The 26,036-nt window shown below is 34.8% G+C and carries 18 protein-coding genes; 7 read left to right on the top strand and 11 right to left on the bottom strand.

The window, feature by feature from the left end; translation table 11 throughout:
- Positions 1 to 3: 3 nt before the first annotated feature.
- From AABK36_RS10230 to AABK36_RS10220, 3 genes are all read right to left on the bottom strand, one after another.
- Positions 4 to 843: a hypothetical protein gene (locus AABK36_RS10230; protein WP_309939894.1), complete on the bottom strand. Its 840-nt coding sequence runs from the start codon at positions 841 to 843 to the stop codon at positions 4 to 6.
- Positions 844 to 970: 127 nt separating this feature from the next.
- On the bottom strand, positions 971 to 1,825 hold the full coding sequence (locus AABK36_RS10225) for a hypothetical protein (protein ID WP_309939892.1): 855 nt from the start codon (positions 1,823 to 1,825) through the stop codon (positions 971 to 973).
- 1 nt (position 1,826) lies between these two features.
- Entirely contained in the window at positions 1,827 to 2,720 is an 894-nt protein-coding gene (locus AABK36_RS10220) for a hypothetical protein (RefSeq protein ID WP_309939891.1), read from the bottom strand.
- 461 nt (positions 2,721 to 3,181) lie between these two features.
- Between AABK36_RS10220 and AABK36_RS10215 the strand changes: the two genes are divergently transcribed.
- Positions 3,182 to 4,213, top strand: coding sequence for a hypothetical protein (locus tag AABK36_RS10215; protein ID WP_309939889.1), 1,032 nt, complete (start codon positions 3,182 to 3,184; stop codon positions 4,211 to 4,213).
- 533 nt (positions 4,214 to 4,746) lie between these two features.
- Here AABK36_RS10215 and AABK36_RS10210 read toward each other — a convergent pair.
- From AABK36_RS10210 to AABK36_RS10200, 3 genes are all read right to left on the bottom strand, one after another.
- Entirely contained in the window at positions 4,747 to 5,736 is a 990-nt protein-coding gene (locus tag AABK36_RS10210; protein WP_309939888.1) for an endonuclease/exonuclease/phosphatase family protein, read from the bottom strand.
- 189 nt (positions 5,737 to 5,925) lie between these two features.
- Entirely contained in the window at positions 5,926 to 6,900 is a 975-nt protein-coding gene (locus tag AABK36_RS10205) for a serine hydrolase domain-containing protein (protein ID WP_309939887.1), read from the bottom strand.
- Between the two features lie 214 nt (positions 6,901 to 7,114).
- Positions 7,115 to 8,611, bottom strand: coding sequence for a S41 family peptidase (locus AABK36_RS10200; RefSeq protein WP_309939886.1), 1,497 nt, complete (start codon positions 8,609 to 8,611; stop codon positions 7,115 to 7,117).
- 115 nt (positions 8,612 to 8,726) lie between these two features.
- Here AABK36_RS10200 and AABK36_RS10195 point away from each other — a divergent pair, with 115 nt between their 5' ends.
- The 6 genes from AABK36_RS10195 to AABK36_RS10170 all read left to right on the top strand — a co-directional run bounded on the left by AABK36_RS10195 (position 8,727) and on the right by AABK36_RS10170 (position 17,150).
- Positions 8,727 to 9,170, top strand: a complete 444-nt coding sequence (locus AABK36_RS10195; protein ID WP_309939884.1) for a GNAT family N-acetyltransferase — start codon at positions 8,727 to 8,729, stop codon at positions 9,168 to 9,170.
- A gap of 231 nt (positions 9,171 to 9,401) precedes the next feature.
- Positions 9,402 to 11,462: a tetratricopeptide repeat protein gene (locus tag AABK36_RS10190; RefSeq protein ID WP_338390325.1), complete on the top strand. Its 2,061-nt coding sequence runs from the start codon at positions 9,402 to 9,404 to the stop codon at positions 11,460 to 11,462.
- Positions 11,463 to 11,665: 203 nt separating this feature from the next.
- On the top strand, positions 11,666 to 12,862 hold the full coding sequence (locus tag AABK36_RS10185) for a histidine decarboxylase (protein WP_309939880.1): 1,197 nt from the start codon (positions 11,666 to 11,668) through the stop codon (positions 12,860 to 12,862).
- 42 nt (positions 12,863 to 12,904) lie between these two features.
- Positions 12,905 to 13,822 (top strand): GTP-binding protein, encoded by a 918-nt coding sequence (locus AABK36_RS10180; RefSeq protein WP_309939879.1) that lies wholly within the window; start codon positions 12,905 to 12,907, stop codon positions 13,820 to 13,822.
- A gap of 116 nt (positions 13,823 to 13,938) precedes the next feature.
- A complete protein-coding gene (locus AABK36_RS10175) occupies positions 13,939 to 15,363 on the top strand; it encodes a PhoX family protein (protein WP_309939878.1) in 1,425 nt (474 codons plus the stop codon).
- Between the two features lie 2 nt (positions 15,364 to 15,365).
- Entirely contained in the window at positions 15,366 to 17,150 is a 1,785-nt protein-coding gene (locus tag AABK36_RS10170) for a cytochrome-c peroxidase (protein WP_309939877.1), read from the top strand.
- Between the two features lie 100 nt (positions 17,151 to 17,250).
- On the opposite strand, the gene AABK36_RS10165 is transcribed toward AABK36_RS10170, so the two are convergent.
- The 5 genes from AABK36_RS10165 to AABK36_RS10145 all read right to left on the bottom strand — a co-directional run bounded on the left by AABK36_RS10165 (position 17,251) and on the right by AABK36_RS10145 (position 25,998).
- Positions 17,251 to 17,652, bottom strand: a complete 402-nt coding sequence (locus AABK36_RS10165; RefSeq protein WP_309939875.1) for a hypothetical protein — start codon at positions 17,650 to 17,652, stop codon at positions 17,251 to 17,253.
- Positions 17,653 to 17,732: 80 nt separating this feature from the next.
- Complete coding sequence (locus tag AABK36_RS10160; protein WP_309939874.1) at positions 17,733 to 19,448, bottom strand: hypothetical protein; 1,716 nt, start codon at positions 19,446 to 19,448, stop codon at positions 17,733 to 17,735.
- Positions 19,449 to 19,493: 45 nt separating this feature from the next.
- A complete protein-coding gene (locus AABK36_RS10155) occupies positions 19,494 to 20,858 on the bottom strand; it encodes an ATP-binding protein (RefSeq protein WP_309939873.1) in 1,365 nt (454 codons plus the stop codon).
- A 44-nt stretch (positions 20,859 to 20,902) separates the two neighbouring features.
- Entirely contained in the window at positions 20,903 to 22,939 is a 2,037-nt protein-coding gene (locus AABK36_RS10150) for a hypothetical protein (RefSeq protein ID WP_309939872.1), read from the bottom strand.
- Positions 22,924 to 25,998: a hypothetical protein gene (locus AABK36_RS10145; protein ID WP_309939871.1), complete on the bottom strand. Its 3,075-nt coding sequence runs from the start codon at positions 25,996 to 25,998 to the stop codon at positions 22,924 to 22,926. Before AABK36_RS10145 ends, AABK36_RS10150 begins: the two co-directional genes overlap by 16 nt.
- Between the last annotated feature and the right edge of the window lie 38 nt (positions 25,999 to 26,036).

Raw genomic sequence — 26,036 nt, 5'->3', positions numbered from 1 at the left:
ATATTAGTTAGATGAAATATCTATATGAGTAGAAAAATCCTCATAAAACTCAAAAGCTGTCATGTCTGGAAAATCAATATTTGCTCGGCCGGACACGATACACTTCCCTGTATATTTTGGAGAAAATTTTACAAGAATAGCGGGGCCATATGTTTTTACAGAATGTTTTAAAACCTCCCCATTTTGCTTGATTTTCAAACTGTCAAAAGAAATTTTGGCATATTCTTCAGTCGCTTGTCCATCTTCGTATTGAATTATAAATTCGAATGGCTTATCCACTTTAGCGGTGTCTTGCTCCAGATGAAAATAAATATTTCCATCATGTTTCGGTGCTGGAATTTTATTAGAAAGGCTTTTGATTTGAAAATCAACATAACTTTCCAATGCCAATAGAAGATTATACTGACGAAAAAAAGCATCTCTTCTATCATCTTTTTCATAAAATTTCTTCTCCAGCTCTTCAGGATTAAAAAAATAAATATGCTCTATTCCATCGGCTTCAAAAGCCGAATCAAGCTGAGCTTTGATTTGCAAATAACTATCTAAATATTCTGCTGATTTATAATATTCTGGTATTTTCTCGATTTTAGATTCATTTGAATCAATCGAACTCATTATTTTTTGTATAAACAGTGAATAAGCTGTTGAATCCGGTTTTTTTATTCCTATATCATATTGAATCTTTTTAAATCCAGCGATTTCACCAGAAATTTTCATTCTCGTTTCTGCCAGATGAGTTACTAACTGAATTTCTCTAAGATCTTTTTCTTCCTTGCTTGGTCCACAAGAGTAAAAAAGCACGAGAATCAAAAAAACTCCATATATCTTCAAATAATTAATCATCAAAGAGAGTATTTTATATAAAAATAAATAATTAAAAAATTTACATATAATATTACAAAAAACAACAAAAAATACAAGCACCTTCTAAATTCAAAATGAAGCTTTCAGAGTATAAAGTAACATTTTATCACCATTCTATTTTCAAAGGTATATTTTGATCTTTGGCAAATTTTCTAGGATACTCCCCAGTTATTTCTGCTTCATGAATATTTCTGATGATATAATTACCACTATCCATTGGCAAAAAATCTAATAGAAGTCCATTTCCATAATTATATCGATTATACTCTACCGTTTTGCCAGAAGGAGAATAGATTATAATTGAATCTTTGAGAATATTTACATGTTTTGGAATAGCCCCTGAAATATCAGTCAAAATTGATTTAAACTTTTCTCCTTTTTTCATTTTGTAAGTATAACCTTCTTCAAAATTCCAATCTAAAGAATCTACGCTCAAACTTCTCAACATAATATCATCTGAAAATGAACAATCAACGCCTAACTCTATAATAAGAATAGTTATTAATGATTTTTCATATCTATCTAAATCATATTGAAGGTGTGAAAAGTTAAATTTTGATCGGTTGTTTAAATAATTGTCAAATATTAATGTATCAAAGTAGATATTTTCAATTTTATAATTTCGAAAAGGGCTTAAAATTGAATCCATTTCTGACAAATATGAGTAAAATTCATTTCTTAGCTCACTATCTGTAAGCGACTTATCGTTCAATTTTAAATTATTCCTTTTTTCACATATCCCTAATAAGCTTTTTAAAATATCCAATTCCGATTCATGTAATTTTCTTTTATAAATTGAATTTAAAAAACCAAATTCAATTCCCTTTCTCCATTGATTAATATAATCTTCTTTATGATGGCTTTCTAAGACTTTTACTTGATTTTTTTCCAAAGGCTTTTCTTGACATGAAAAAAAGATCAGAGTCATTAAAATGAATAATGTACAATTTATCTTTTTCATATTAATTATTTTTTGTATAAACATTTATATAAGTTGAAAAACTTTGGTCAAAAATAGAATCTGGTATTATTTCAAAAGACAATTGAAAATCTCCTTTAATAAAATGTTTCCCAGTATCGAGAGGAGTAAATTTTATAAGCAATGAAGAACCAAAAGTTTCTGTCGAAATGTCAACTAGATTATCATTGACAATAACTTCAGTATTTAAATGTGAAAAATCAGCAAGTCTATCTAAATTATTATAATTATAATATTTAATAATCAGTTCAAATTCATCTCCCACTCTGACTGAATCAAAATTAGGGTAATAAGAAAAATTATGGCTATGTAAAGTCAGTTCTTTTTCTATCTCAATAATATTTTCTAGTTTGAAAGAATAATAGGCATCAATAGCATTCGTGAGATTATAAGCTCTATAGTAATTTTCTCTTATTCTTTTTTTTGCAAAAAAATTGCTCTTAAGTTCATCTTCATTGAAAAAATTCTCATGATTAATACCCTCAGATACTAATATCGAATCTATTTGCACTTTTAAAGAATCATACATTTTCTTGTAGGGATTTGAAAATAATGAAATCTCTTGTGTTTTTGACTGAAAAAAAAAATCCCTAACTGATTTAGACAAGCTATCCATCAGCGGGTCACAATAATCTAACGTCATCGGATAATATTCATCAGAGATTATACTCTTAATCAGTTGTCTTTTTCTAGTACTTGAACTACCCTTTTCAATAAGAATTTCATCAAAAAGAGGATAAACTGTTTCACTTTCTACATATTCTTCATTTTCTAATTGACAAGAAAGCAAAGAACAACATACTAGCATTAGAAAAACTAAAATAGTTATATTTTTCACAATTGAACGCAAGCACCCTAAATAAATAACCATACTCATGACTTATAAATTTACAACTTAACAATATTGCGAAATATATAGAATTTACCAAGAGAATATGTGTGATTTATAACTTTACCGTGATACTTTCTCGCACATAGCTGATTTTCAAGCCACAAATAGATAATTGTTCCACTGGACATGTGGTGATTTATTAACGATCTGCTCATTTCAAATTCTAGGAAAAAAATAGCTTTATTTATTTTTTGACAACAGCTAATGCCACTTTAAATGCAAACTGCCTATTACTTTTAATTCTATTTCACAGAAATACAATTTTTTAGAACTAACCAACACTATCACCATATATATATAGTAATAAAAATAACAATTAATATACAATTAATGGATTTACAAATACAAGTCTCGCATAAAATCAACAAAATAATACATAAATAAGATTATATTTCACATTTTATCAAAAAATTCATTCCTATATTTGCTTAAAAAAATATAATATAATGATCAAAACATTAACTTTTCTATCAATTCTTTTATTAATTAGCATAAATGCTATTAGTCAACAAAATTTTAAAGAAGGATTTATAATTTATAACTCTGGAGACACCACAAAAACTAAAATAGATTATAGATCAGATGCAAATATGTCAATAAAATGCACCGCAATTATAGATAATAAAAAAATTACATATTCGCCCAACCATATAAAATATTTTGAATTTAATGATAGCAAAAAATACATATCAAAAAAGATCACTTCTGGTAAAAAGGTTTTTCTTGAATATTTAGTCGAAGGTGAGATCAATTTATATTATTACTTAAATGAAAAGGCTCAAAAAGTTTTCTTTGTAGAAAAAATAAATGAAAAAATTATTGAATTAACATACAGCGAAGGAGTTAAACGTATTGATGGCAAATCATTTAATTATCAAACTGAAATTCATCAGCATATTTTATTAGAACTAATGAAAGACAGACCTCAGTTTAAATCAAGAATAAAATCACTTAAAAAACCAGAAGAAAAAAAATTAAAGAAACTTATTCATCAATACAATTTATCAAAGAACAATAATAATGATGAGGTCATTTTAAATTCAAAAAAACAAAGAAAATACGAATTGTCTTTAGTTGGAGGAACTACAAACTTTAGTGATAAAATACCAGAAGTTAAACCAGGTGCTTATAGTAGCTTCGGTATAATAGCAGATTTTAATTTACCAAAAACTCATGAAAACTTATATATTACTTTTGGATTCATTCATAACAGATTAATTATAGAAGATGAAAGAGAATCATATAATGAATACCCACTATATTTAACTTATAAGTTTCCTGAAAGCTATTTGATAAGACCTCAATTCTCAATTGGTCTTTTAAGACCTAATTATTCTATCGGCTTATCCATTAAAGCTTCAAAAAAAATAAATTTAGGTATAAATACTATATTTAAATTTGGCACCGATAGAATAAATATAGTCCCTCATCAACATACAGCAACAAATGTGTATGGAACTATATGTTATAAATTTTAATTAGAAGATGTTAACAAGGATAATTTGATTTAACTATCTACAATGGCTATTATAAAACCTTATATAAATATCCATAGGCATCAACAATTATCCTTGTCAACCATCACCTAAAACCTATGATGGAACTTAGAAAATCATTTTCCATATCATATTTCTAAAGAATAATTCGTAAGCTTGCTCGAGTATTTTGATTTTTACAATCATCAAGGAATTTATAGTTCATTGATGCAAAAGCGGCCAACAGAACTCTACACTTTAAAGAATCAAATTAAGCTTTTATCTCAAAAACAAAAATAAATTCAATATCAGAACCAGAAACCGTCAAAAATGTATAAACAGCTTGCCGCATGCCCAACACAAGCTGTGAAATAATACAAATATTTAAATATAGTATTTTGAAAATAAATTTAGATATAGAAAATAAAACAAAGAAACAGGTTTGTGCCAATTAATTCAAAGCATCAAATATTTAATCGTAAACAAACATAAATATATTATTTAGTTAAATATAAATATTCAAAAATTACTCTCATCTAAAACTGGATATTAAAAGTAGCAATAAATGGAGCATGATCAGCTTCAGGGTATTTTGTATCATATGCAAAAGGTAAGCTTTCGTCATGTAACATTTCATTAAAAATTTCTGCTTTATTAAAATATTGAAACAAAGATCTTGAAACCAATATATGATCCAATAAATTCCCATGCCCATGATGTAAATGACTAAATCTTATTGATTCTGCTATGGAACGACTACAAGAAACTAAAACTCTAGAATTCAATTCAGAATTATTAGTATTTTCTGTTCTTCCTTGGATAGCTTCAACAGGTACTGTACCTGGCTCAGCATTAAAATCACCACAAATCAAAATATTTGCATCAGGATCATTATCAAATATTTTATCAACAAGTATCCTTGTTTCCAAAGCTTGTCCAACTCTTTTGATCGAAGATAAAAAATATCCTTCAGCCCATCCCGCAGAACTTTTCCACCCAAACCCTACTTTTTGACCTGATATATTAGATGATAGTTTGGATTTAAAATGAACGTTAATAACATGAATTATTTCATCATTCGGCAATTTTACTTTTGCATGTAAAATCGGTCTCTCCCACATCACATTTTTCACCTCATCTCCTCCCTCATCAGCTGTTATAGGTAAATATTTTAATTTAGAAATATATGAATTTCTATATTGATAAAATTCTAGAATCTCATACGCAGACAAAATCACCAAATTTCTCTTATCTCTGGGCATACCTTCGGCAGTTGTAGTATAAGCTCTTTTATAATCTTCATATTTTGTGCCTTTAATTACATAATCCAATGCTGACAAATTTCTTTCTGGATTTTCAACAGTATGATTTATTGTTTCTTGCCCATGAACTTCTTGTATACAAATAATATCAGCATTGATTCTTTCTAATTCTTTTTTTAAAACAGGAGCTCTTTGAGCTAATGATGGATTTTTTTCATCAGGTTTGTTATCTAGATTTTCGATGTTAAATGTTGCAACTCTCATAAACGTAAAAGAATGTATTTGAATAAATGAATATTTCTTAAATAAACCCGCTTCCTTTACTTCTTAAACACTCTCATTAGCAGATCATTATTAAATTACAAAAAATATCTATAAATAATATCTCAATAAAGAACCATAACAAAATAGTAAAATATTGATAATAAGCTTTCAATAAAATTAATCCCTCTCTCACCTCAACTCCTTGTAAACTCCCTCAGCCAAGTCGAATAAGCGGTCGTCGATTCCTTCAAAGCTTGCATTTGAAGATACCACAATCCCAATATTATCCTCAGGAAAAACCATCAACCAGTTTTGCATTCCCCATATGCCTCCATGATGCAGATAGCATGTTGTCCCTTCGATTTCTATTATATTCCAATGATAGCCTATATCATAATCATCACTTGTTGAATAGAAGTTTTTATGCGACTCTTTTACGACTGGATTATCTTCATTGAGGTGAAATTTGATATACTTGATCATATCTTGCGTAGTCGAATGATAACCCGCAATTCCTCCCCAAAGGCGATTATTCAAATGGGCCTGAGGTTCTGTTTCTCCATTATAGCCTTGAATCAATCTATTTTGCTCCAAAGTAGATAGCTTTACTTTAGTGTCTTTCATTCCATTTGGATCTAGGATATTTTTCACTACCAATGCCTGATATGGCGTATCATAAACTCGTTCCAAAATATAAGCCAGCAACTCAGGAGCAGTGTTCGAGTAAGAGCATTTTGTTCCCGGCGATTCGTTGATTTCAATCTCTTTGATCTCCTCCCAGAAGACTTCTTTGCTTTCCATGCTTTTGGGAAAATTAGGAAAGCCTGATGTATGCGTCAAAATATGCTTGATCGTGATTTTTTCTCCGTTATATTGAAGATTAGGATACTTTCCTTCCAAATAGATTCTAATATCATCATCCAAAGACAGCTTATTGTCCAAAACGGCTTGAGCTGTCATAGTTCCAACAAATGTCTTGCTGATCGATGCCAACTCGTACAATGTCGAATCAGTAGGCGACTCATTTCCATCCGGAGATATTTCTCCAAAATGCATAGAATATTCTTCGCCTTTGTTAAAGACGCCAATCGACACAGAGTGTATATTATGCGGAATCAAAAATTCATTCGCATGTTTTGCAATGATAGACTCTGTTTCATTCATCGATTTACTCTTTGAGTGATTCGTTGCCTGTTTGCAATTCTGAAAAAACAAACATGCTATTAAAAGCATGTATACAGTCTGCCTAGATATCATTTTGATAAAATTAAACTTTCTACTTATTAATATTTACATTGATTGTTTTCTTGACTTTCCAGATCATCCTCCATGGAAAAATAAAATGATATAGTATTTCATCGGAACAATCTCTATTAAATTACAATCGCTTACGCTTTGAAATCAAATTCATCACAAAGTTCATTTCCACATCGACTTTACCAATAAACTCTTCATAAGTGTTTTCTACTTGATAGTCAGGAATCACGCCACGGCCAAAAGGAATATCATGATGAAAATCCGTTAACACAAACTTGATCAAAGGGATATCAATGCCAATATTGGTATTTGGCAACCTTAGGTTCAAGCCCATCCCGCTAGTTTGACCATAAAATCCTCCACCTGTCTCCTCACCTACAAATATTGCATCAGTATGAATCTTCAACAAACTCGCTAGCTCAGAACCGCCCGAATAAGTCCTGCCTGAAGTCAACACATAGATTTTGCCTTTAAAACAATCTTCTCTAGGATCCTCCACGGGCATAAACTCTGGTTTTCTCAAGTACCTTCCATCACTATGAAGCTGAAACTCATTCTCCATATAGCCTTCAAATTCTTTTTGCTTTTCATACGTATTGTATTGCGTATAGGACAAAAATGAAAATGTCAAAGCTTTTGCTTGAACACATTGATACTTTTCATAAGATTCCGCTGTCAAATATGAAAACACATAATCTTCATAACCTTCCGTTCCTCCGCTATTATGTCTAAGATCAATAATGACATTTTCAATTTTATTTCGTTTGATCGCTTCAAACGCGCTGTCAATTTTCATCTTGAAACTCTTGAATGCAAGATCTTCATTTCCATCACGATGATAATAAGTATGTCTAAATGAATTCAGCGCCAAGCGAGCTGTTTGATGCTCATGGTTAAGAATTAATTCAATGGGTGAATCAAAATAAGGTATTTCTACTTGCTTTCGTATCTCTCTAAAATCCAAAGCATTCACTCCATTCACTTCCAAAGTTTCAAGCTCCTTGGTATTCGGATCAAATAGCTCTAAACGGTAAATATCTCTTTGACCAACATAATCAGCATAGTAATTCGTAAAATTTGCATAATCAATACTGTACCTGATTTTCCCCGTTCTAATCAATCCATCAGAAGCTTTTCGAGAATATTCCAAAATTTTGTCAACATGGGCCTGAATTTCCACCCCATCGACCTTTCTCAAGATTTTCCCTTTTGTCGAGTGTTCTTTAATGTTATTTAATAAATACAACTCACTATCAATCACCTTCACGACAACTGGTATTAGTTTGGCCTTTTTCCTAAAATACTCGCCAATATCTCTGGATGAATAAATTCTGCAATGCCCTTCTTTTGTGCTTGTCACAATTTTGGAAGCTATTCTAAAAAAATCATAAGAATCCATCCCCTCAATAATTTTATTCCTTTCAACAGAGCAAATGCTATCAAAGGCTTCATAAGAATTGTACCAGTACAAACCTCCATGCCCTTCTATTATTGCATTGACCATCAAATCAAAATCAGCCTGCAATTCTTTCTTTGTGTATGTATTTAGAATTTCTTTCTCCTGCGCAAAGACTAAACGAGGCAAGGCTATCAATAAAAAAATCACCCATTTCTTCATCTTATAAAAATCATATAAATAATATTGCTTTTAACTATATCCACAATATAAAGAATATTTGATTATTTTTATTTTTTATCTTTAAATATTTAAAATAAATCAAAAAACGTATTTCATGTTCAATAAGCTAATAGTTAAAATCAGAAAAATCGAAACTAGTGACAGTTCATCCATTGTCCAATTGAATCAAGAACTTGGATACAAAACAAATCTTTCAATGGTGCAAAAACACATTCAACATATAATAAGCGAGAATGACCAGTATGCATACGTAGCCACTATCGGTCATAAAATCGTTGGCTTCATTCATGGTTTCATAGCGATTCGACTGACCGGCGAACCGTTTGGAGAAATCGCCGGACTTATCGTCAGTAAACAATTCAGAAATCAAGGCATAGGCAAAATGCTGGTTGAAAAACTTGAAATGGCAATAAACGATATTCAGTCCATCAGAGTCAGATGCAATAGCAAAAGAATTTTGGCGCACAACTTTTACTACAAAATGGATTATGAACTAAAGAAAGAACAAAAAATATTTTCGAAAACCATAAATTCATAATCCATTTTAATTGCTCGTAGACTATATTAAAATCAATCAGTATTCATATGAAACTATTTACTCATCTAAGCATAATCTCTCATTTTGAACTATAAAGCCCATAAATTATAATCATTAATACATTCGATTGACTCAGATTGTATCTATATCCAATTAAATGGAAAATTTTAATTAGCAAAATATATTATTATCTTGAAAAGGTGTTAGAAAAGAAAGATTAAACGCTAATCAATGCCAAACGCTTACAGAAAGATTCGCATCGAATTGATTAGATTCCAGAATCCTATGAAAAAACTACTTTTACTCATTATTCACATCATTATTTTTCAAGTTTCGCAAGCTCAAAACTCATCGATAAAAGATTATGAGCAAAAATTGGCTGTAGAAAAAAACGACTCTGTCCAGATGCATCTTTTAGCCCGTTTGGCATTTGCATATTGGGACTCCGATCATTATAAAAGCCGAGAACTAGCTGAAAAAAGTTTAAAAATCAACGAAAAATACAATGAAAAACATATTGTATCGATCAACCTTAATACCATAGGAATTAGTTATTGGACACAAGGCGAATATGACAAAGCATTGGAGTACTTCTTAAAAACCGTTGAAATGTGCGAAGAAGATTCGCACTACATTGGGATGGGTTCGGCATACATCAATATTGGGATTATTTACAAAGCTTACGGGCAATATCACAAAGCTATCAAATATCAAGAAAAGGCCATCGCAGCACACGAAAAGATAGAGAACTTTGATGGAATTATAGCTGCCCGGAGCAATATTGGACTAAACTATGTTTATCTCAAAGAGTATGAAAAAGCTTTGGAAGAGCTTAAAATAGCGGAAGAGCTTCTAATCCAATCAAATAATGAAAATAATACAGTAGCCATATACATATATGAATACAGAGGCCAAGCTTATGATGAACTGGGAGATTATGATAAAGCGCTAACGAATTATAATAAAGCGCTTGAACTAAGCAAAAAACTAAATGGAGTCAAGAGCATGACCTCCAATATGATTCATGTTGCTGATGTCTACATCAAAAAAAAGCAATATGCCAAAGTTGAAGGCATTTTAAACGAAGCGATTGAAAAAGCAGAAAAAATGAATTTTAATTCAATCGTACAAGATGCGTATCTGAAGAAATCGGAATTTTTTGAAAAGATCAACGACAAGGAAGCCGCATTGAATGCTTATAAATCCTACTCTGCGCTCAAAGACAGCATATTCAATACTGAAAAGAGCAAGCAGATAGCGGAAATGCAAGTAAAATATGAAGCCGACAAAAAGGAAAAAGAAAACTTAATCTATAAAGCCAAATCAGAGCGACAAACCATCATCTCGGCGACCATTGGATTATCATTGACTTTATTGCTGATACTTACTGCTATTTTATTCAAAAATTACAGTGCCAAACGAAAAACCAACAAAGTGCTTGAAGGGCAAAAAGAAGAATTGGAGAAAAAAAACAATAAAATAATCGCAAGCATCAACTATGCGGAGCGCATTCAAAAAGCGGCATTAACTGACGTGGAAGAAATCCAAAATATCCCGGAACACTTTATTTTCTTTCAGCCCAAGGATATCGTATCCGGGGACTTTTATTGGTTTTATGAAAAAGATAATAAGATCGTGATTTGCGCGGCAGACTGCACAGGACATGGCGTACCCGGAGCATTCATGTCTATGTTGGGAATTTCATTCTTAAATCGTATTGTCTCTGAAAAGAACATTTTAGAGCCTCACCTCATTTTAGACGAACTGCATGCTCAAGTGGAAAATGCTTTGAGGCAGGACAAAACCCAAAATCGAGACGGCATGGATATCTCGCTATGCGTAATGGATTTGGATAAGAATATTTTAGAATTTGCAGGTGCCAAAAACTCCTTGATATGCATTCACAACGATGAAGTTACACGAATAAAAGGTGACAAACTTTCCGTTGGCGGTAGAAAAACAAAACACCGATCCAACTTTACAAAACAAGTCATAAAAATAGAAGAAGAAATGCATTTTTATATCTCCTCTGATGGTTTTCAAGATCAATTTGGCGGAGAGGATGGCAATAAATTCATGGCAAAACCTTTTAGAAGCCTTCTAAAGGATATACACCATCATTCCTTTGATGACCAAAAGTTCATTCTCGAATCAAAGATCAATAGCTGGATGAAAATCGGCAATCAAAAGCAAGTGGATGACATTTTGGTTATAGGATTCAAATTCGCTCCAAGCATCAAAACTCCTGAGCAAAACACAATTCATAAAAATGAATATGCTCAAATTGATTAAAGTTCCGAACAATAGATAAGCGACAAATTCAAGTCATCTGCCTAACATTGCGATGAATTTGGTTTTAAACACCTGCAAATTCACTTACTCCATTTTATTTAGTAAATAATCTTATTATTTTGATTAGATATTAGACATGATTATAAGCCAATGTTATAATTAATGCATTGGAAGATATCAAACAAGGAGCAAGAAAGTAAAGAATGGAAGAATTCGATTATCAAGAGAAACTCACTCAAGCGGAAATAAGATTAACTGAATTTTTAGCTGAGCAGATAAGAAACTCTGCGACCTATTTTGGGTACCCTGAAATACCTCAAAACAACGACTTGTCCATACTTGGAATTAGCGGTCTGGCAAAGTTGCACCTGAATAATGCAGGAGATCCTTCTGTGCATGGCAATGCCAAGATGCACACCAAAGAATTCGAAAAAGAAGTATTGGATTTCGTAGCCAAATTATATGACTTGGAATCCTATTGGGGCTATATTACAAGTGGCGGGACAGAAGGCAATTTATATGGTCTATATATGGGCCGAGAATATTTCACACAAAAGAATAAGAAGCCCTTTTTCCTTTTTTCTTCATCCAGTCATTACTCCATTCCTAAAAACGCTCACCTGCTCAACGTAGACGCTTTTCAAGTAAACTGCGACGGATCCGGCGAAATGAACTATAAAAACTTAACTGAGAAAATAAAATCAATAAATACAAAGCATAAAGAATACGGCTTAATCATCAATCTAAATATCGGCACTACTATGACTGGCGCCATGGATGAACTTAGCGAAATCCATAATGTGCTTGATGAGCTACATATTCCAAAAGAAGACGTTTACATTCATGCTGATGCGGCGCTTATGGGCTTCATTTACCCATTCTTGAGTTCCAAAGAAGATTTATTCGCAAATGGAGTTAGCAGCATAGCTATTTCAGGTCATAAATTCCCTGGCACGATACATCCTTGCGGAGTTTTACTTGCCAATAAATCCATGCACGACGCTACATTCCAAGACGCTAATTGGATACCTTATTTGGAAGCGAACGACACAACAATTAGCGGTTCAAGAAATGGTTTTTTAGCATTGAATTTCTGGTATATCATTCAGAAAAAGGGTGTCAATGGATTTAAAGAAGAAGCAATGACCTGCATTGAAAACGCCCAATACCTTTACAATAGCCTGAACGAAATGAACTACCCTGATGTCGCTTATAATGCTGATCAATTAATCGTTACTTTTGAAAAACCTTGCGATGAGATTGTGCAAAAATACCAACTGGCGACTCAAGGCAACAAGGCGCATATTGTCGTAATGCAGCATATCAGCAAACACAAGATTGACCAATTTTGCACACTGCTAAAATCAACGAGTCAAAACCTTGAACTTGTGAAAGGCTAGTATCCACTAAAAACAGTAAACAGTAATTCTACACATAAGATCATGGAAGCAATAATCACCATTGTTGGTTTTTTAGGCGCGGGAAAGACCACATTGCTCAAGCATTTAACAAACAATTATATCAACAAAGGATGGGATCCTTTTATCATTTTGAATGACTATGAAAATGCGAACCTTGACGTCCAGCAATTCACCGAAAAGATAGACATTCAATCTGTCAAAGCACTAAGCGGTAGTTGCATATGTTGCAGCGGCATAAATGAACTAAGGGAATTCGTCAATAGAGTTCCCGAAAGAGAAAATGGAATAACTCTTATCGAAGCAAACGGAACCTCGGACGCATGCTCTCTGATGGGTTTTCTTGGCGTCGGATTAGACAAGCGTTTTCTTCCTCCTATTCAAATATCAGTAGTGGATGTCAAAAACTGGCAAAAACGAGGAATGCACAATGAACTTGAAGCCAATCAGATTCAAGTATCCTCAATGATTGTATTGACGCGTACAGAATCAACAACTTTGGAAAGACGTTCATCTGTAATTGAACACTTGAAAAAGCTCAACCCAACGGCTCAGGTGATTGATATGAGCAAAATCGATGCGACTTTGCTCCCTCAATTGTCTCCTTCAAATAATACCGCTGAAAAACTCGACCACCTCAAAGCTCATTGGGCTTCGTGTTCTGTGGATCTGCCTGATTTGCCTGACCTGGATTGCATTTATGAGATTTGCAACGCCATTCCCAAAAGCATCCTTAGAGTCAAAGGTTGCACGCATATAAACAGCGAAAAACAGTTCACATTCTTTGAAAGAACACCGGATGGAGAAATATTCATTAGACCTAACAGCGGTGTTCCGACGACAGGTCCAAAACTCTTAACCGTAGGTCCCGGCAGTGAACATGCATTATTAGAAAAAGCTATACAAGACAGCTTGGCAAACGCCAAAAATCGAACAAAATAGTATTTTAAAGCATAGCCTTTAACAGAAAGTTCATATTATCCATATTTAAGTAATAAAACATTAACTTTTATTTTCATTAAAATGTGGAGTTTTGCGACTCTAAAAACTACTACACAATGAAAAGGATAATACTTTCTGTTATCGCAGTTGCTTTCCTTGGTTGCAAGCAAGAATCCACGCAATCTAAAAATCACATCAAACTTGAGGCGCATTCCAAAACGCCAAATTTTTTAAAAGTGAGCGAAGACTTTCCCAACCTGAAAGTCTACCCTATTCTATCCAGTGAAGACAAACTCTCTGAAACCCCTGAATTTGTATATGGATCAGCTGCCGACGGGGCAGCCCTTTTGGCCAATAAAGACGGAAGCTTCTCGCTTATCAATAATATGGAAGGTGATTATTCTATCGCCCGCATTAAACTTGATTCAACCTTGAAGCCTGTGGGAGGAGAATATATTGTCAATTCGGTTGGAACAGCCAGAACCGCACAATGCTCAGGAAGTATTATCACGCCTGAAGATCATGGTTTTGGTCCACTGTATCTTTCGGGGGGAGAAGCTGGCAAGTCTTCCAGAGGCGTATTCGCTACAGATCCTTACAAGGATGCCTCCAAAGCAAGCTCAGCGACTCTTCTGACAAGCCTTGGACAATGGGCTGTCGAAAATGCCGTAGCTTTAAATAAAAACGCATTTCCGGAAAAGACAGTTATTCTCATCGGAGATGACCACGCTGACAATGAAACTCCTTCAGGCCAACTAGCCATGTATATTGGAGATAGAGGGGATCTAGAGAATGGCAAGCTTTACGGTCTTAAAGTCAATGATCCGCAAGTTCAATTCGAAGTGGATATGAAAAAAGGCAATGAGTATCCAATTGAATTCGTGGAACTGGATGAAAGACAATTCGACCTGCTCGATCAGGAATCCAAAATCAAAGGAGTCATGGGCTTTTCTCGCGTAGAAGATATTGATTGGAGAAGAGGAAACGCTGAAAATAATAGAGAAGTATATTTTTGCGTTACAGGCAGAAAACACCCTGCGCTGGAAGGAAAAGGAAGCAAATTCGGCAGAGTTTACAAGCTAAATCTTAATGAGAATGATCCTACTAAAGGCTCTATTAGCTGTGTATTGGATGGCGATATCAAAGGCAGTCCTGAAGCTTCATTTCACAGTCCGGACAATATCGCTGTGACACAAGACTATATTTACATACAGGAAGATCCAAATGGCTATTTTGATCAAGAGGATAAGAAGCATTTTGCAAGAATGTATCAATACAACCTGCAAACCAAAGCTTTCAAAACAGTATTGGAATGCGATCAAAAGTCCGCCGAAGCAAATGGTTATGGCACATCTGATAAAATCTGGGAATTGACAGGTGTCGTTGATATATCGGATATTATCAACAAGGAAGGCACATTTATGATCATCAGCCAAAACCATGGCTGGGAGAATGAAAGCTTTACTGATCCCAAAGCTACAGATAGCCCAAGCAATAGCGAAGGCAGTATTTTGTATGTTGTTGAAGGATTAGAAAGGTAAGCATGTCAGCATATTCAAAATTAAAAGGACTTTTTAGAGTCCTTTTTTTAACTCTTATTATTTCTTGCGAACCCAAGCAAAGCACTGACTTGTTGGATAAAAAAGCGCTAAATGAATTAGAGCATTCATATGCTCAAAACTTAACACATGCGATTGACTATTTAGACACCATTCTTGTCTCTGAAAATAGTAAACACAAATACTTCTATCACAAATCAAGAGATTCATTCAAAAAAGCGGAGCTGGTATTAGCCTTCACTGATCCGGATAATTACAGTGCTCTCAACCAAGCCAATTTTTTGAAAGTTGAAGAAGAAGACGCTACGAATATCAAATACTTGAAACCATTTGGATATCAAGTATTAGAGGAAATGATCTATGCTGATGCTTTTGACCAGAAAGAGCTTTTCAAAATTATCACTTACACAAAACAACGTCTAAAGCTTATAAAAGCCAACCTCCACATCCAAATAAAAGACTATCATTTGCTTTGGATGATTCGAGAACAAATCTTTCGAATAGCATTGACAAGCATTACAGGTTTTGATAGTCCTGCTAGTGGCAAATCGCTTGAAGAATCCATTTTTTGCTATGATTACATCTCTCAGGTTTTAGATATCTATGCCTTTAAATTCTCGGATAAACAACTCTTGCAGGAATGGAAAAATGAAATCAACGAAACAAAAACAACTCTGAGCCAAACCGACTTTGAAGCTTTCGACCGATATGACTTTCTAAAAAACAGAGTGCGAAGACAGATTAATCTATGGAATAAAACCGTTAGTGATTGGCAAGTAAACTTTCCTTTTGAAAGAGCCATTGCCAATAATGCGCAAAGCCTATTTTCAAAATCGACATTCAATACTAGCCACTTTATAGATTTTGACAAACAACTTTCTCATAACGCAGAAAAATCCAGATTAGGAAAAAAGCTATTCCATGACAAAAGACTTTCTTTATCCCAAAAAATGAGTTGCGCTACATGCCATGACGAGAATTTAGCATTCACCGATGGCTTGACAAAATTTCCCAAGCAAAAAAGGAACACGCCTACCCTGCTTTACTCTTCCTTGCAAAAATCTTTTTTTTATGACGGAAGAGCGAAAGGATTGGAAGGACAGATTTTAGGAGTTGTCGAAAACGAAAATGAATTTCATTCCTCATCCGAACAAATAGCCAAAACGGTAAAGTCCATCGCTGCCTATCGAAGCGATTTCGACTCTTTGTATGCTGGCAAGATTAATTCTTTGAACATAAGAAATGCGATCGCTTCCTATATCAGAGATCTAAACAAATTCACTTCAAAATTTGACAAGAATATGAGAAATGAGGAGCAGAGCATGAACGAAAACGAAATCAATGGATTCAATCTATTCATGGGCAAAGCGCAATGCGGAACATGCCATTTCGCTCCCGTATTCAATGGAACCCTTCCTCCTACTTTCATGCATTCCGAACTTGAATCTTTGGGAGTTCCCGACAATGCAAGCAATGACTCGCCTGTAAGCAACGATTTGGGCAGATATGATATATTCCAAACCCCCGAAAGAAAGCACTTTTTCAAAACGCCAACGCTTAGGAATATCAATAAAACGGCTCCATATATGCACAATGGCGTATTTGAGACATTGGAAGAAGTCATGGATTTCTATAATGCAGGCGGAGGAAATGGCAGAGGCTTTAACCTAGCCCATCAAACCTTGCCATCAGACTCCCTTCATCTGTCCCCGTCGGAAATTCAGGATATCATTTCATTTATGCTGACATTGGATGATATTAACATTTGAAGCGTTATATTTTATTAATTCCCCCCACAAAAATAAAAGATCTAGCTAACACACTAGATCCTTTATCAAATACTACTAAACAAACACCATATACTTATATTTAAATATTTTCTGAATATTGGTGATCTTTAGGATCATACTGTGCCGTCCCCTTTTTTGTGTACTTTGCTAAATCTTTAATAACATCAAAATGACCATTTTTATTTAACTTACTTATTCCATAACTTGATAGAAAAGCTGATAATGCTACCATTTTAATACCGCTTGGTGCCTTTTTAAAATAATTTTGTTTCATTATTATATCTAAAGGGCTTCTATAAATAGGATAAGGAGATTTTACATTTTCCATTCTTTTCTTAAATTGGTTTCCACCATAATAAGTTAATCCTGTAATTAGCGCATAGTTTTTATAGTCTTGTAAACTTAATTTCGACTGAGAATTACCTTTAGGTTCATCTTTTTTTAGATTTAGTTCTTCTTGTTTTTGCTTTTGTTCTTGCATAATTATTTATAAAATTATAGTTAATGATTCTGATTCCAGAATCGATTATTAAATGAGATTTAGATAATTCTTCTTAAACTCTACAGTGAACTTGTTGGAGTTCCTATATTATAAGCACTATAATTAGAATAGTATAAATTTGCTCCGGCACTAAGCTGTAGGAGGTTGTTTAATCTACCGACCCCTCCGTAGAGATCAATCACAAAGGAAGTGAGTATAAGCAAGGTATTAGCTCCGGAAGCATAAACCCATTGCTCGATTATCTTATCTAGATCTTGCACGATACCACAATTCCTAATGTTGAATACCTGTACCTTTATAGCTTGCTCTTCCATGGGAGCAAGGTAAAGGGCTCCTGCTATTTGTTTGGCTGTGCAGTCTTCAATCCAGTCACTCATAAATACTTCACTGGCTTGGTACAGATACATGGCGCCTCCAGACTGCATGGCCTGACAGGATCTGATTCCTGAGACTCTGATTTTTCCACCTCCGTATACAGCCCCTCCGTTTTCTTTGGCCTGGCAACCGTAGAGGTTTCCTTGGACCTCTAGGTAAGCGTCTTCCTTATTTTCTACAGCTCCTCCTGACTGCATCGTTTTGCAGCTTAAAATATTGCCTTGTAAAATAAAGGTGCCTGCATTCGACACGGCACCTCCATTCCGGAGTGGCAGGCTTTCCTGACATTGCTGGGGGCAACCTGCTTGGCAGTTCAGAATGTCACCCTTCATATACATATGGCTCCCTTGCTCTATGGCAATAGCTCCACCAGACTGATCTGACTGACACCCATTTATTTCTCCTCTGAATTTTATTTTTCCTTGCTTACTTACCTTGATGGCACCACCACTTTCTACTGAAGAGGCATTCTTTATATTTCCTGTAAAATCGAGAGTGGCAGATTGACAATAGATGGCTCTAGTTTTCTTTTTGAGTAGTTCTTTTTCGCCATTAATATTTGCAGTAATTTTAACATTCAGTTGTTCAGGCTTTTGCCCTTCTTCTATACTTGGCCCTATAATGTTAATAAGATTGGATTGCCCTACTTTTCCATCGTCAAGAGGAGGACAAAGTGTGGTTTGGGGAGAAAAGATCAGTTCTAGACTTTCCCAGTCGAAGGTGTTCATACAGGAAAAGCTTTCGTTAGTTCGTACGATATTAATGTACTCCCTCCATATTCCAGTAGTACTCATCACATAGATGCTTCCAGGGGTTCCACACTTCAGGCAGTCACTGATGGAGTTGTAGATGTTTTCTTTTTCTAAAAGGGATCTTAATACTTGAATTTGCTGGTTACTGGCTTGTATGACTAGATTTGTATAGGTAGCATACAAAGTTTGAAATAGAGTGAGAACGGCTTCTTTTGTATTGTCTGAAAATTGATTGATATAATCGACAACTGCTTTAGTGGTAGGTAATGCTTTTTTGTTAACTTTGTCTTGTCCTGTGATGATTTGTCCCTGAATCTGCTCAATAGTAGCCTCTGAATTCTCCATACTCAGATTTTTGAGCTGTACTTCGCCCTCTTCAGGATGAAGCTTCAGGTTACCTTTTAGCGTCTTTAGTATAAGTTGATTTGTAGATTTTATTTTTTCAGGACATATGACGATACTATGCTCTTCATTGGATAATTTTATTTTTCCTTTATCGATTGATTCAATGCCATCATCTACTAAATTAAGTGTTGAAGCTATGAGGTTTGCAAAGTCATTACCAGTGGGTTGTGCTCCATCTTTGAACTTTGAATCCAGAACGTCAACTGATAAGGGTTTTCCTGAAGAGTGATTATTTTTAGCCATGAGTGATATGCATTTTAGATGATTTTGGTAAGCTTGAATCTGTATTTAATATTGTCTGGTAATTCGATAAATACCTTTTTTCTTAAGTTCTTGATGAATGACTTCTTCTAGTCCTGCTTGAGTGATCTGTCTATCTTCTTCTGGGTGATTTAATATTTTTAGGGTCAGACTACGAAAGATATTCTTGATATTCCCACCGGTTAGTTCGTACTCCTGAGCGATGAGGTCAAGGTCTAATTGATCTGACCATGGGAAGGTATCGGAAAGTACATTTTTCCAGATTTTCAGACGGGTATCTGGTTCAGGCATTGGGAATTCAATCATGAGCTGGAAACGTCTGATAAAGGCTGGGTCAATATTTTCCAAGAGATTCGTGGCAATGATGATAACCCCGTTAAAATTTTCCATTCTCTGCAACAAATAAGCCACTTCCTGATTGGCCCGTTTGTCATTGGCATTTTCCACGGCTCCACGAGTAGCAAATAAGGCATCGGCCTCATCAAAAAAGAGTATCCATTTTTTATCCTCAGCATGATCAAAGACTTGTCCTAAATTCTTCTCTGTTTCACCCACCCATTTGGAAACAATTTTTGAAAGGTCTACCCGATAAACGGGCCGATTATATTCTTTCCCCAGTAAGGAAGCAGTAAGTGTTTTACCAGTTCCCGAAGGCCCGTAAAAAGCTACTCGAATCCCTTCATTAATCATCTTGCCGAATTTTTTATGGGTTAATAAGAAGTGTTCGTGCTGAAGCCAAGCCTTCATTTCTTCTAGAGCAGTATAAGTTGGAGTTTCTAACTGTAAATCCGCCCAATTTAAGGGTGACTCTAGACGATCAGCCGGGAATTTATTAGAAGCCCATAAAGGAAGTTCTTCAGTATAAAATGAGGCATTGAACCAGTCAGGGTTTATTTTTAAAGTCAATAAAAAGGGTTTCGTGACTTCTTCGTCAGGATAGTTCAACATTTTTTGTTGATACAAACGATGACTAGGATGCGTATAATGAAACAATTTAGTTTGCCAATGATAGGGAGTCGATAAACAAAGAAAAACGACGGTCTGCCAACTGATTTTCAGTCGGGCAGGGTTACCTTCATGCTTCACACCAAATTCTGTAAAGACCACATCGGTAGCCTCATTACGGGTGTAAAGAGCATCAAGTAAATGAGGAAATAGATGATCACAGAGGGCAAGTCCCATAGCTACTCTCTCGACCATATCCCATTGCTGGTGAATCATTTGATTGAAATAGGCATGTAAGCCGTGTTGAACTTCTGGAGGATCTGGCAAGGTTTCCTTGTCATCCAGATTCCCACAGAGCTCTTTTATCCTGAATTGGATAAGTGCCTCTATCCAAAGGCTCTCAGCTATAAGCAGTTCTTCTGGTTGGTATGTATTCTCATCAGACATGTGGATTAGGTTTATTTTTTTGACTTCTCATTCGTCTATCATTTTTAATTATCAGCACTCAAACCATTAATATTCAGCCACTTATTTTTCAACTTTTTCATTTTCTCTTTATTGATGTGATCACCGAAATAAAAGGTTTGATAAGGTGGATAGGTCTGATTGATCAGTTCGATGAATTTTTCATATTGATTAGAAGCTTTCCATTGAATGTGTAAATGAAAATAAGCGGGCATGAGTTCTTTAATGATCACTTCTGCCATAGGCTGATCTGCTACCCTTTTTCCTTTTGATAATTGATCATCAAAAATGAGAACAGAAACACCCATACTCATATCCTTCTCTTGCTCAATAGACTGGATAAACATATGCTCAAAAATGAATACCTTATTTTCATCTCCTTCAGCCGTTCCAAATAATAAGATCTTGATCTGTTTTTGTAGAGATTGAATCATTGCACTTTGGAAAATAGGATTGATGGTTGCCTCTACTCCTATCTTTACGGGTGTGGGCTCTTCCCAAAGTGACTTGAGAAAATCTTCCTTAGCTTTACTGACCCGAATGACCTGCTCCTTTTCATCATATTCTTTAAACTGAAAGGGATTAAAATTCGGAAAGGCAAAGCCCTGTTGAGCCAATAGGTAGTTCAACCTCTTTTGCCTAAAGCTCCGATTCATTTCTTCTGAAGGCTTAGGAATTTCTTCCTGATTGGGCCAATCTAAATCTGTATAAAAGGATCGCTCGGGATCGTCAGGTCCTGTTAAATCAAAGATCTTGATAGGAGGTTTCTTTTTACAATATGAATTCTTGTAAGAAAAGATTTCAGGGAATTGCCCCATTTGGGCATTAATATTTCCTCTAATCTGATCAAAAAAGGCTAAATATGTTCTGAACTCCTTAGAGCGGTCTTCTAGAACCTTTTTTTGATCTTCATTACTTACCTTATCTAAATTTTTCCCCACTCCATAGTTTTCAGGAAATGAAAGTTGTAATGAACGGAATGCTCCAATGTTTCGGTATTTCCCTTCAATACTTATGGGGCCATTATATATTTTCTGCTTCCCATTTTCATAATCTTTAACTTCATCAATATATTCACTTAAATGAGTATTTTCAGTGAAATTCGATTCTATTAATGGCGAATTAATATTCGCCAGGTCCTCTAGATCGATTGGAGCTCCGTTGATTTCTAGTTGACCTAAACATGTAAAAGCTTTCTTGTCAAGAGGAAGTACTGTAGAAGAGTATGGTCCATCAGCAGCTCCATTCTTAACGATACACATCTCTATGTTAAGTATGTGCATGACAAATGGAAGAGCCTGTATTTTTTCATAGAGTTCCGCGATGATAATTTGCTTACGGAAACAAGGCTTGCTAAGCGTTTCAGGATTAATCACCGTAGAGGTAAAAGGCCCCTCAAAGATCTGATTAAGAGTATAACCATTAGTTGAAACCTGACGATAATCTACCTTTTCTAATATTGGTAAAAGGAAGTCAGCGACTTCTTTTGTAAGAACGATTCGATTAACCCCATTATCTTGCTCAGCTTTAAAGGTAACATTGAGCTTAACGCCAATGGGCACTTTCTTTTCATAAAAAAAGGATTGTTTTTTAGCATTCCAGGTAAAGTAAACCCCTAGTGCCCTTTTTTGATAAAGAGACTTCATTAAAGAAATATGGTCCAAATGAGTATCTGGGTTTGTAGCTATCAGTAATTTGAGTAACTGAGGTTTACCTTTACTAGGATCAGCTTTCTTAGGTTGACAAACGGCGTTTAGTATAGCTGGGGTTATGGCCAAAAGCCGTCTGTAATCTGTTTTACTGATGGCATATTGCGTTAACAAGAGATTTGGACTCCACCCTTTGAGTGCATTTACATCTTTCTCATTTTCTAAAAGATCAGCTACGGGCTGATTCCAGCGATAAGTCATATCTTCAAATGAAAATTTTAAAGCTTCAATAATTGTGACTCCAGGGTCATGGGTATTGAAGTCTGCCCAACGGTTTTGGTAATTCGCATTGGCTTGAGGGAGGAATTCCATAAATTCCTGATCTTCAAAAGAGAATTCTAGCTGACTATCCATGGGTTCGTATTATCCTTATTATTTTTCTTATTATTTTTATTGACCTTCATCTCTCCTATTCTACCCTGATTCAAGTCATTTATATCTTTTATAAAATCAACCTGACAATACTTATATTCTGCGGGAACCATGACCTCATCTTCTTGAAAAGGAATAGGAAAGTTGGGTGTATACCAAATAGGTTCATTTTCTTCTAATGTTTTTTTTGATGAAATTCTTAGTTCAACTGAGATCACCATTTTTATATAAGGTTGCTGTTGAAAAAAGTTGATTAATGAGCCATAGTCTATCCAACATCCAAATAGAGGAACACTTGTAGCATCAAGTAACCATGGGTTAATAAATTGAGAGAAATCTTTGTAAAATAGATTTAAAGCGGCCTGCTCTTTATATCCTGGATTCAATAAGATAACTGCTTGATAGCCTACAGGTCTGAAAACAGGATTTTTAACTTTTAAAGAGTATTTCTTTTCTCCAATGAAAGGAAAAAGGGCAGAGCTTAACCCTTCTTCAATGGTTTTACACTCATGGATGGACAGGTTAGGTCTTTTAGGAATTAATCTGGATAGTTTATAAGGCCTTTTACTTGCTACTAACTCCATCTCATTCTCCTCATTTAAACCAATGGCTTTAACCATTTGCAGATTTCGGTTATTAGCGATAAGAATATTTTCAAAGTCCTGATAACTTTGAGCTCTTTTTCTATTTCTCATTTGAGCAAAGACTCTCACAAAATAATCCTTCTGACTTTCTTCAGGCAGGACCCCGTAAGTAGGAACAGGTAAGGAGAATTCATATCCTAATTCATCTTCCTCTAAATAAAATGTACTGTCAGTTGGAAGGTCTTTCATTACAGGCTCAATTTCTTTTTCAAAATCTCGAACCATAGGGACTGCATTAGGATAAATTCCTTGAATATTTAAGGGAACTAATGGTTCTGAATGCTGATGAGAGGATTTAGGATGAAAGGTTACTCTGAACCAATATTTTGAGGCATAAAGGGTATTCTCTGCCTGATCTTCCATCTCCATATCAGCCATGAGTGTCACAATACCGGGTTGTTTTAAACCACAGGTGGTATCAGAGAATAAATCTTCATCATGAATTTCTTTCCACCCATTTTCAGACAGGTAGGCCCATTGAGGCAATGCTGGTTGATCTATATCGGTTCTGATATCTCCAAAAAAATAAAAGTTAAGGTACTCACCTATCTTAATGGAATCCAGACCAATTAATAAACCCCCATGTTGGAAATCACCTAAATCAACTTTCATAGAGGGTGTATAGGCTTGGTTCATGATAGGGGTACTCAAATAGGCTCCTAGTACCGAATTATTTTCACCAGACCAAGTCTGGGGTTCACTAAGATAATCTATCAATAAAAAGCTCCATTGAGGAGTGTAAGGAAGGTTAACAGGATCAATGCTCTCGGGCTCAGTATTGTTACTTAAAAACTTTGCATTGAGTTCAATTGAATAATTAGCCATGAGCAAAGCATAGTCCGATTGACCAAAATCCACAGGGCTTAGCTCCAACTGAAAACATGCTTGCTTATTTAAAGGGTCAATATCACCTTCTATTTCCTCATCCTCTTTTGGAAATAAATGAGGGATATGTTCTTCTTTATACTGTAAAGCCGGTTGAAAGACAAGCTGAGGTTTAAACAAAGCCTGATCTAGTGTTTGTTGCTCAGGAAGTAATTCCTTAGGATTTAGTTTGGGTTGGCTTTTGGAATAGATATTAACTTTAAAATCTGATTCTGATTTATGATAAGCTTTATAGTAGTTGGTGATATCTTCAGGTTTGCCTATCCAATTAGGCGTTAATCGCATAGTTTTTAAAGGGCGATTAATGAGCTCTGGATCTGAAAAAGTAAATAAAGCACCTACAGGAGCATCGGAGCCAAAAGGCAGAAAATTATCAGTGGGGTCAAGTACTTCATCTTGGTTTCTGATCCAATTGGGTCTTAATCCCGTAACTTGCGTTTGAATAGTGAATTTTTCAACTTCAAAAGGACTCAGGTCTCTCGACTGAATTTTTAGACAAGGCATCTTTTGTGTCGCCAATAGTTCTTCTTCAGATAAGGAATCATCATTAAGAACTTGGATTGGGGGAAATTCGGAATTTAAAGTAAAGGTAAACTGATTTTTACTTCCTTTACACAATTTTACCTGTTCAAATTGATCTCCATTTAATGGTCGCCATTCCAATTCAGTACTAATCCAGAAGTCAAAATCAGTATGTACATCTTCTTTGAAATGCAGAGTTAAAATGATTTTTCGGATCCCTTCTTCCATGAATAATTGATCAGAGGCAATAATGAAAGCTGGGCTAAAATCTACGTTCTTTTTTTGTATGGCTTTACCCTCTTTAATCATTTCAGGCAAGAGCGTTTGATTGAGAAAAGGGGCTTGAATCCGCTCTTTGGTTAGCATCATCAACTTATTTTTTCTTTCCAGTTTAATCCATTGAGACGCCTGAGCCATATAGGTCACCTGAGTGTTTTTGGCCTGATAGTATCTGGGATTTTCCTCATTAGGAACGATAGCCTGAATTGGGTTTCCTTCGGGTATGTAAAGAGGAAGGAGTTCATCCGTAGAACTAGAAATCACCAATATACCTTGATCAGGAACGGCAGGGAGCTTTGGTATCCTAAACAGCTCTTGGGCTATCAGTAAATTAATATGTTCGATTAGGTGGCTATTTTCTAACTGAAAGGCCTTAAGCTTTTTCAGAAAGTAAAAAAAGACTACTCGTTGAGGCTGCTGGAGTTCTGAAATTTCATCATTGGATAATTTCCCACTATTTCTGAGGGCTACAGGGTTATCTATATAGGCAGTCAGTACGTCTATTGATATATTATTAGGCAAGAGATCTCCCCACTGACTTGATAAATTCGAGCTTTGAGTTAGTTTTCTGACTAATACCAACCAATCATAAGTAGTTCGTGGTTCAGCTTTAAAATAGTCTAAGGAAAGATACTCAGACAGAGGATTATTATCAGCATTTAGCCCCTGACGTAACCATTGATGACTTTTTATGATATTGGATTCTACCATTTGAAAGCTTTAAGACTAATTTAAATTGGTGGATGAAT

The sequence above is a fragment of the Aureibacter tunicatorum genome (assembly GCF_036492635.1).
GTDB classification, from domain to species: Bacteria; Bacteroidota; Bacteroidia; order Cytophagales; family Cyclobacteriaceae; genus Aureibacter; species Aureibacter tunicatorum.
The sequence above is the reverse complement of the archived record's forward strand: the minus strand, read 5'-3'. Positions and strand labels throughout refer to the sequence as shown.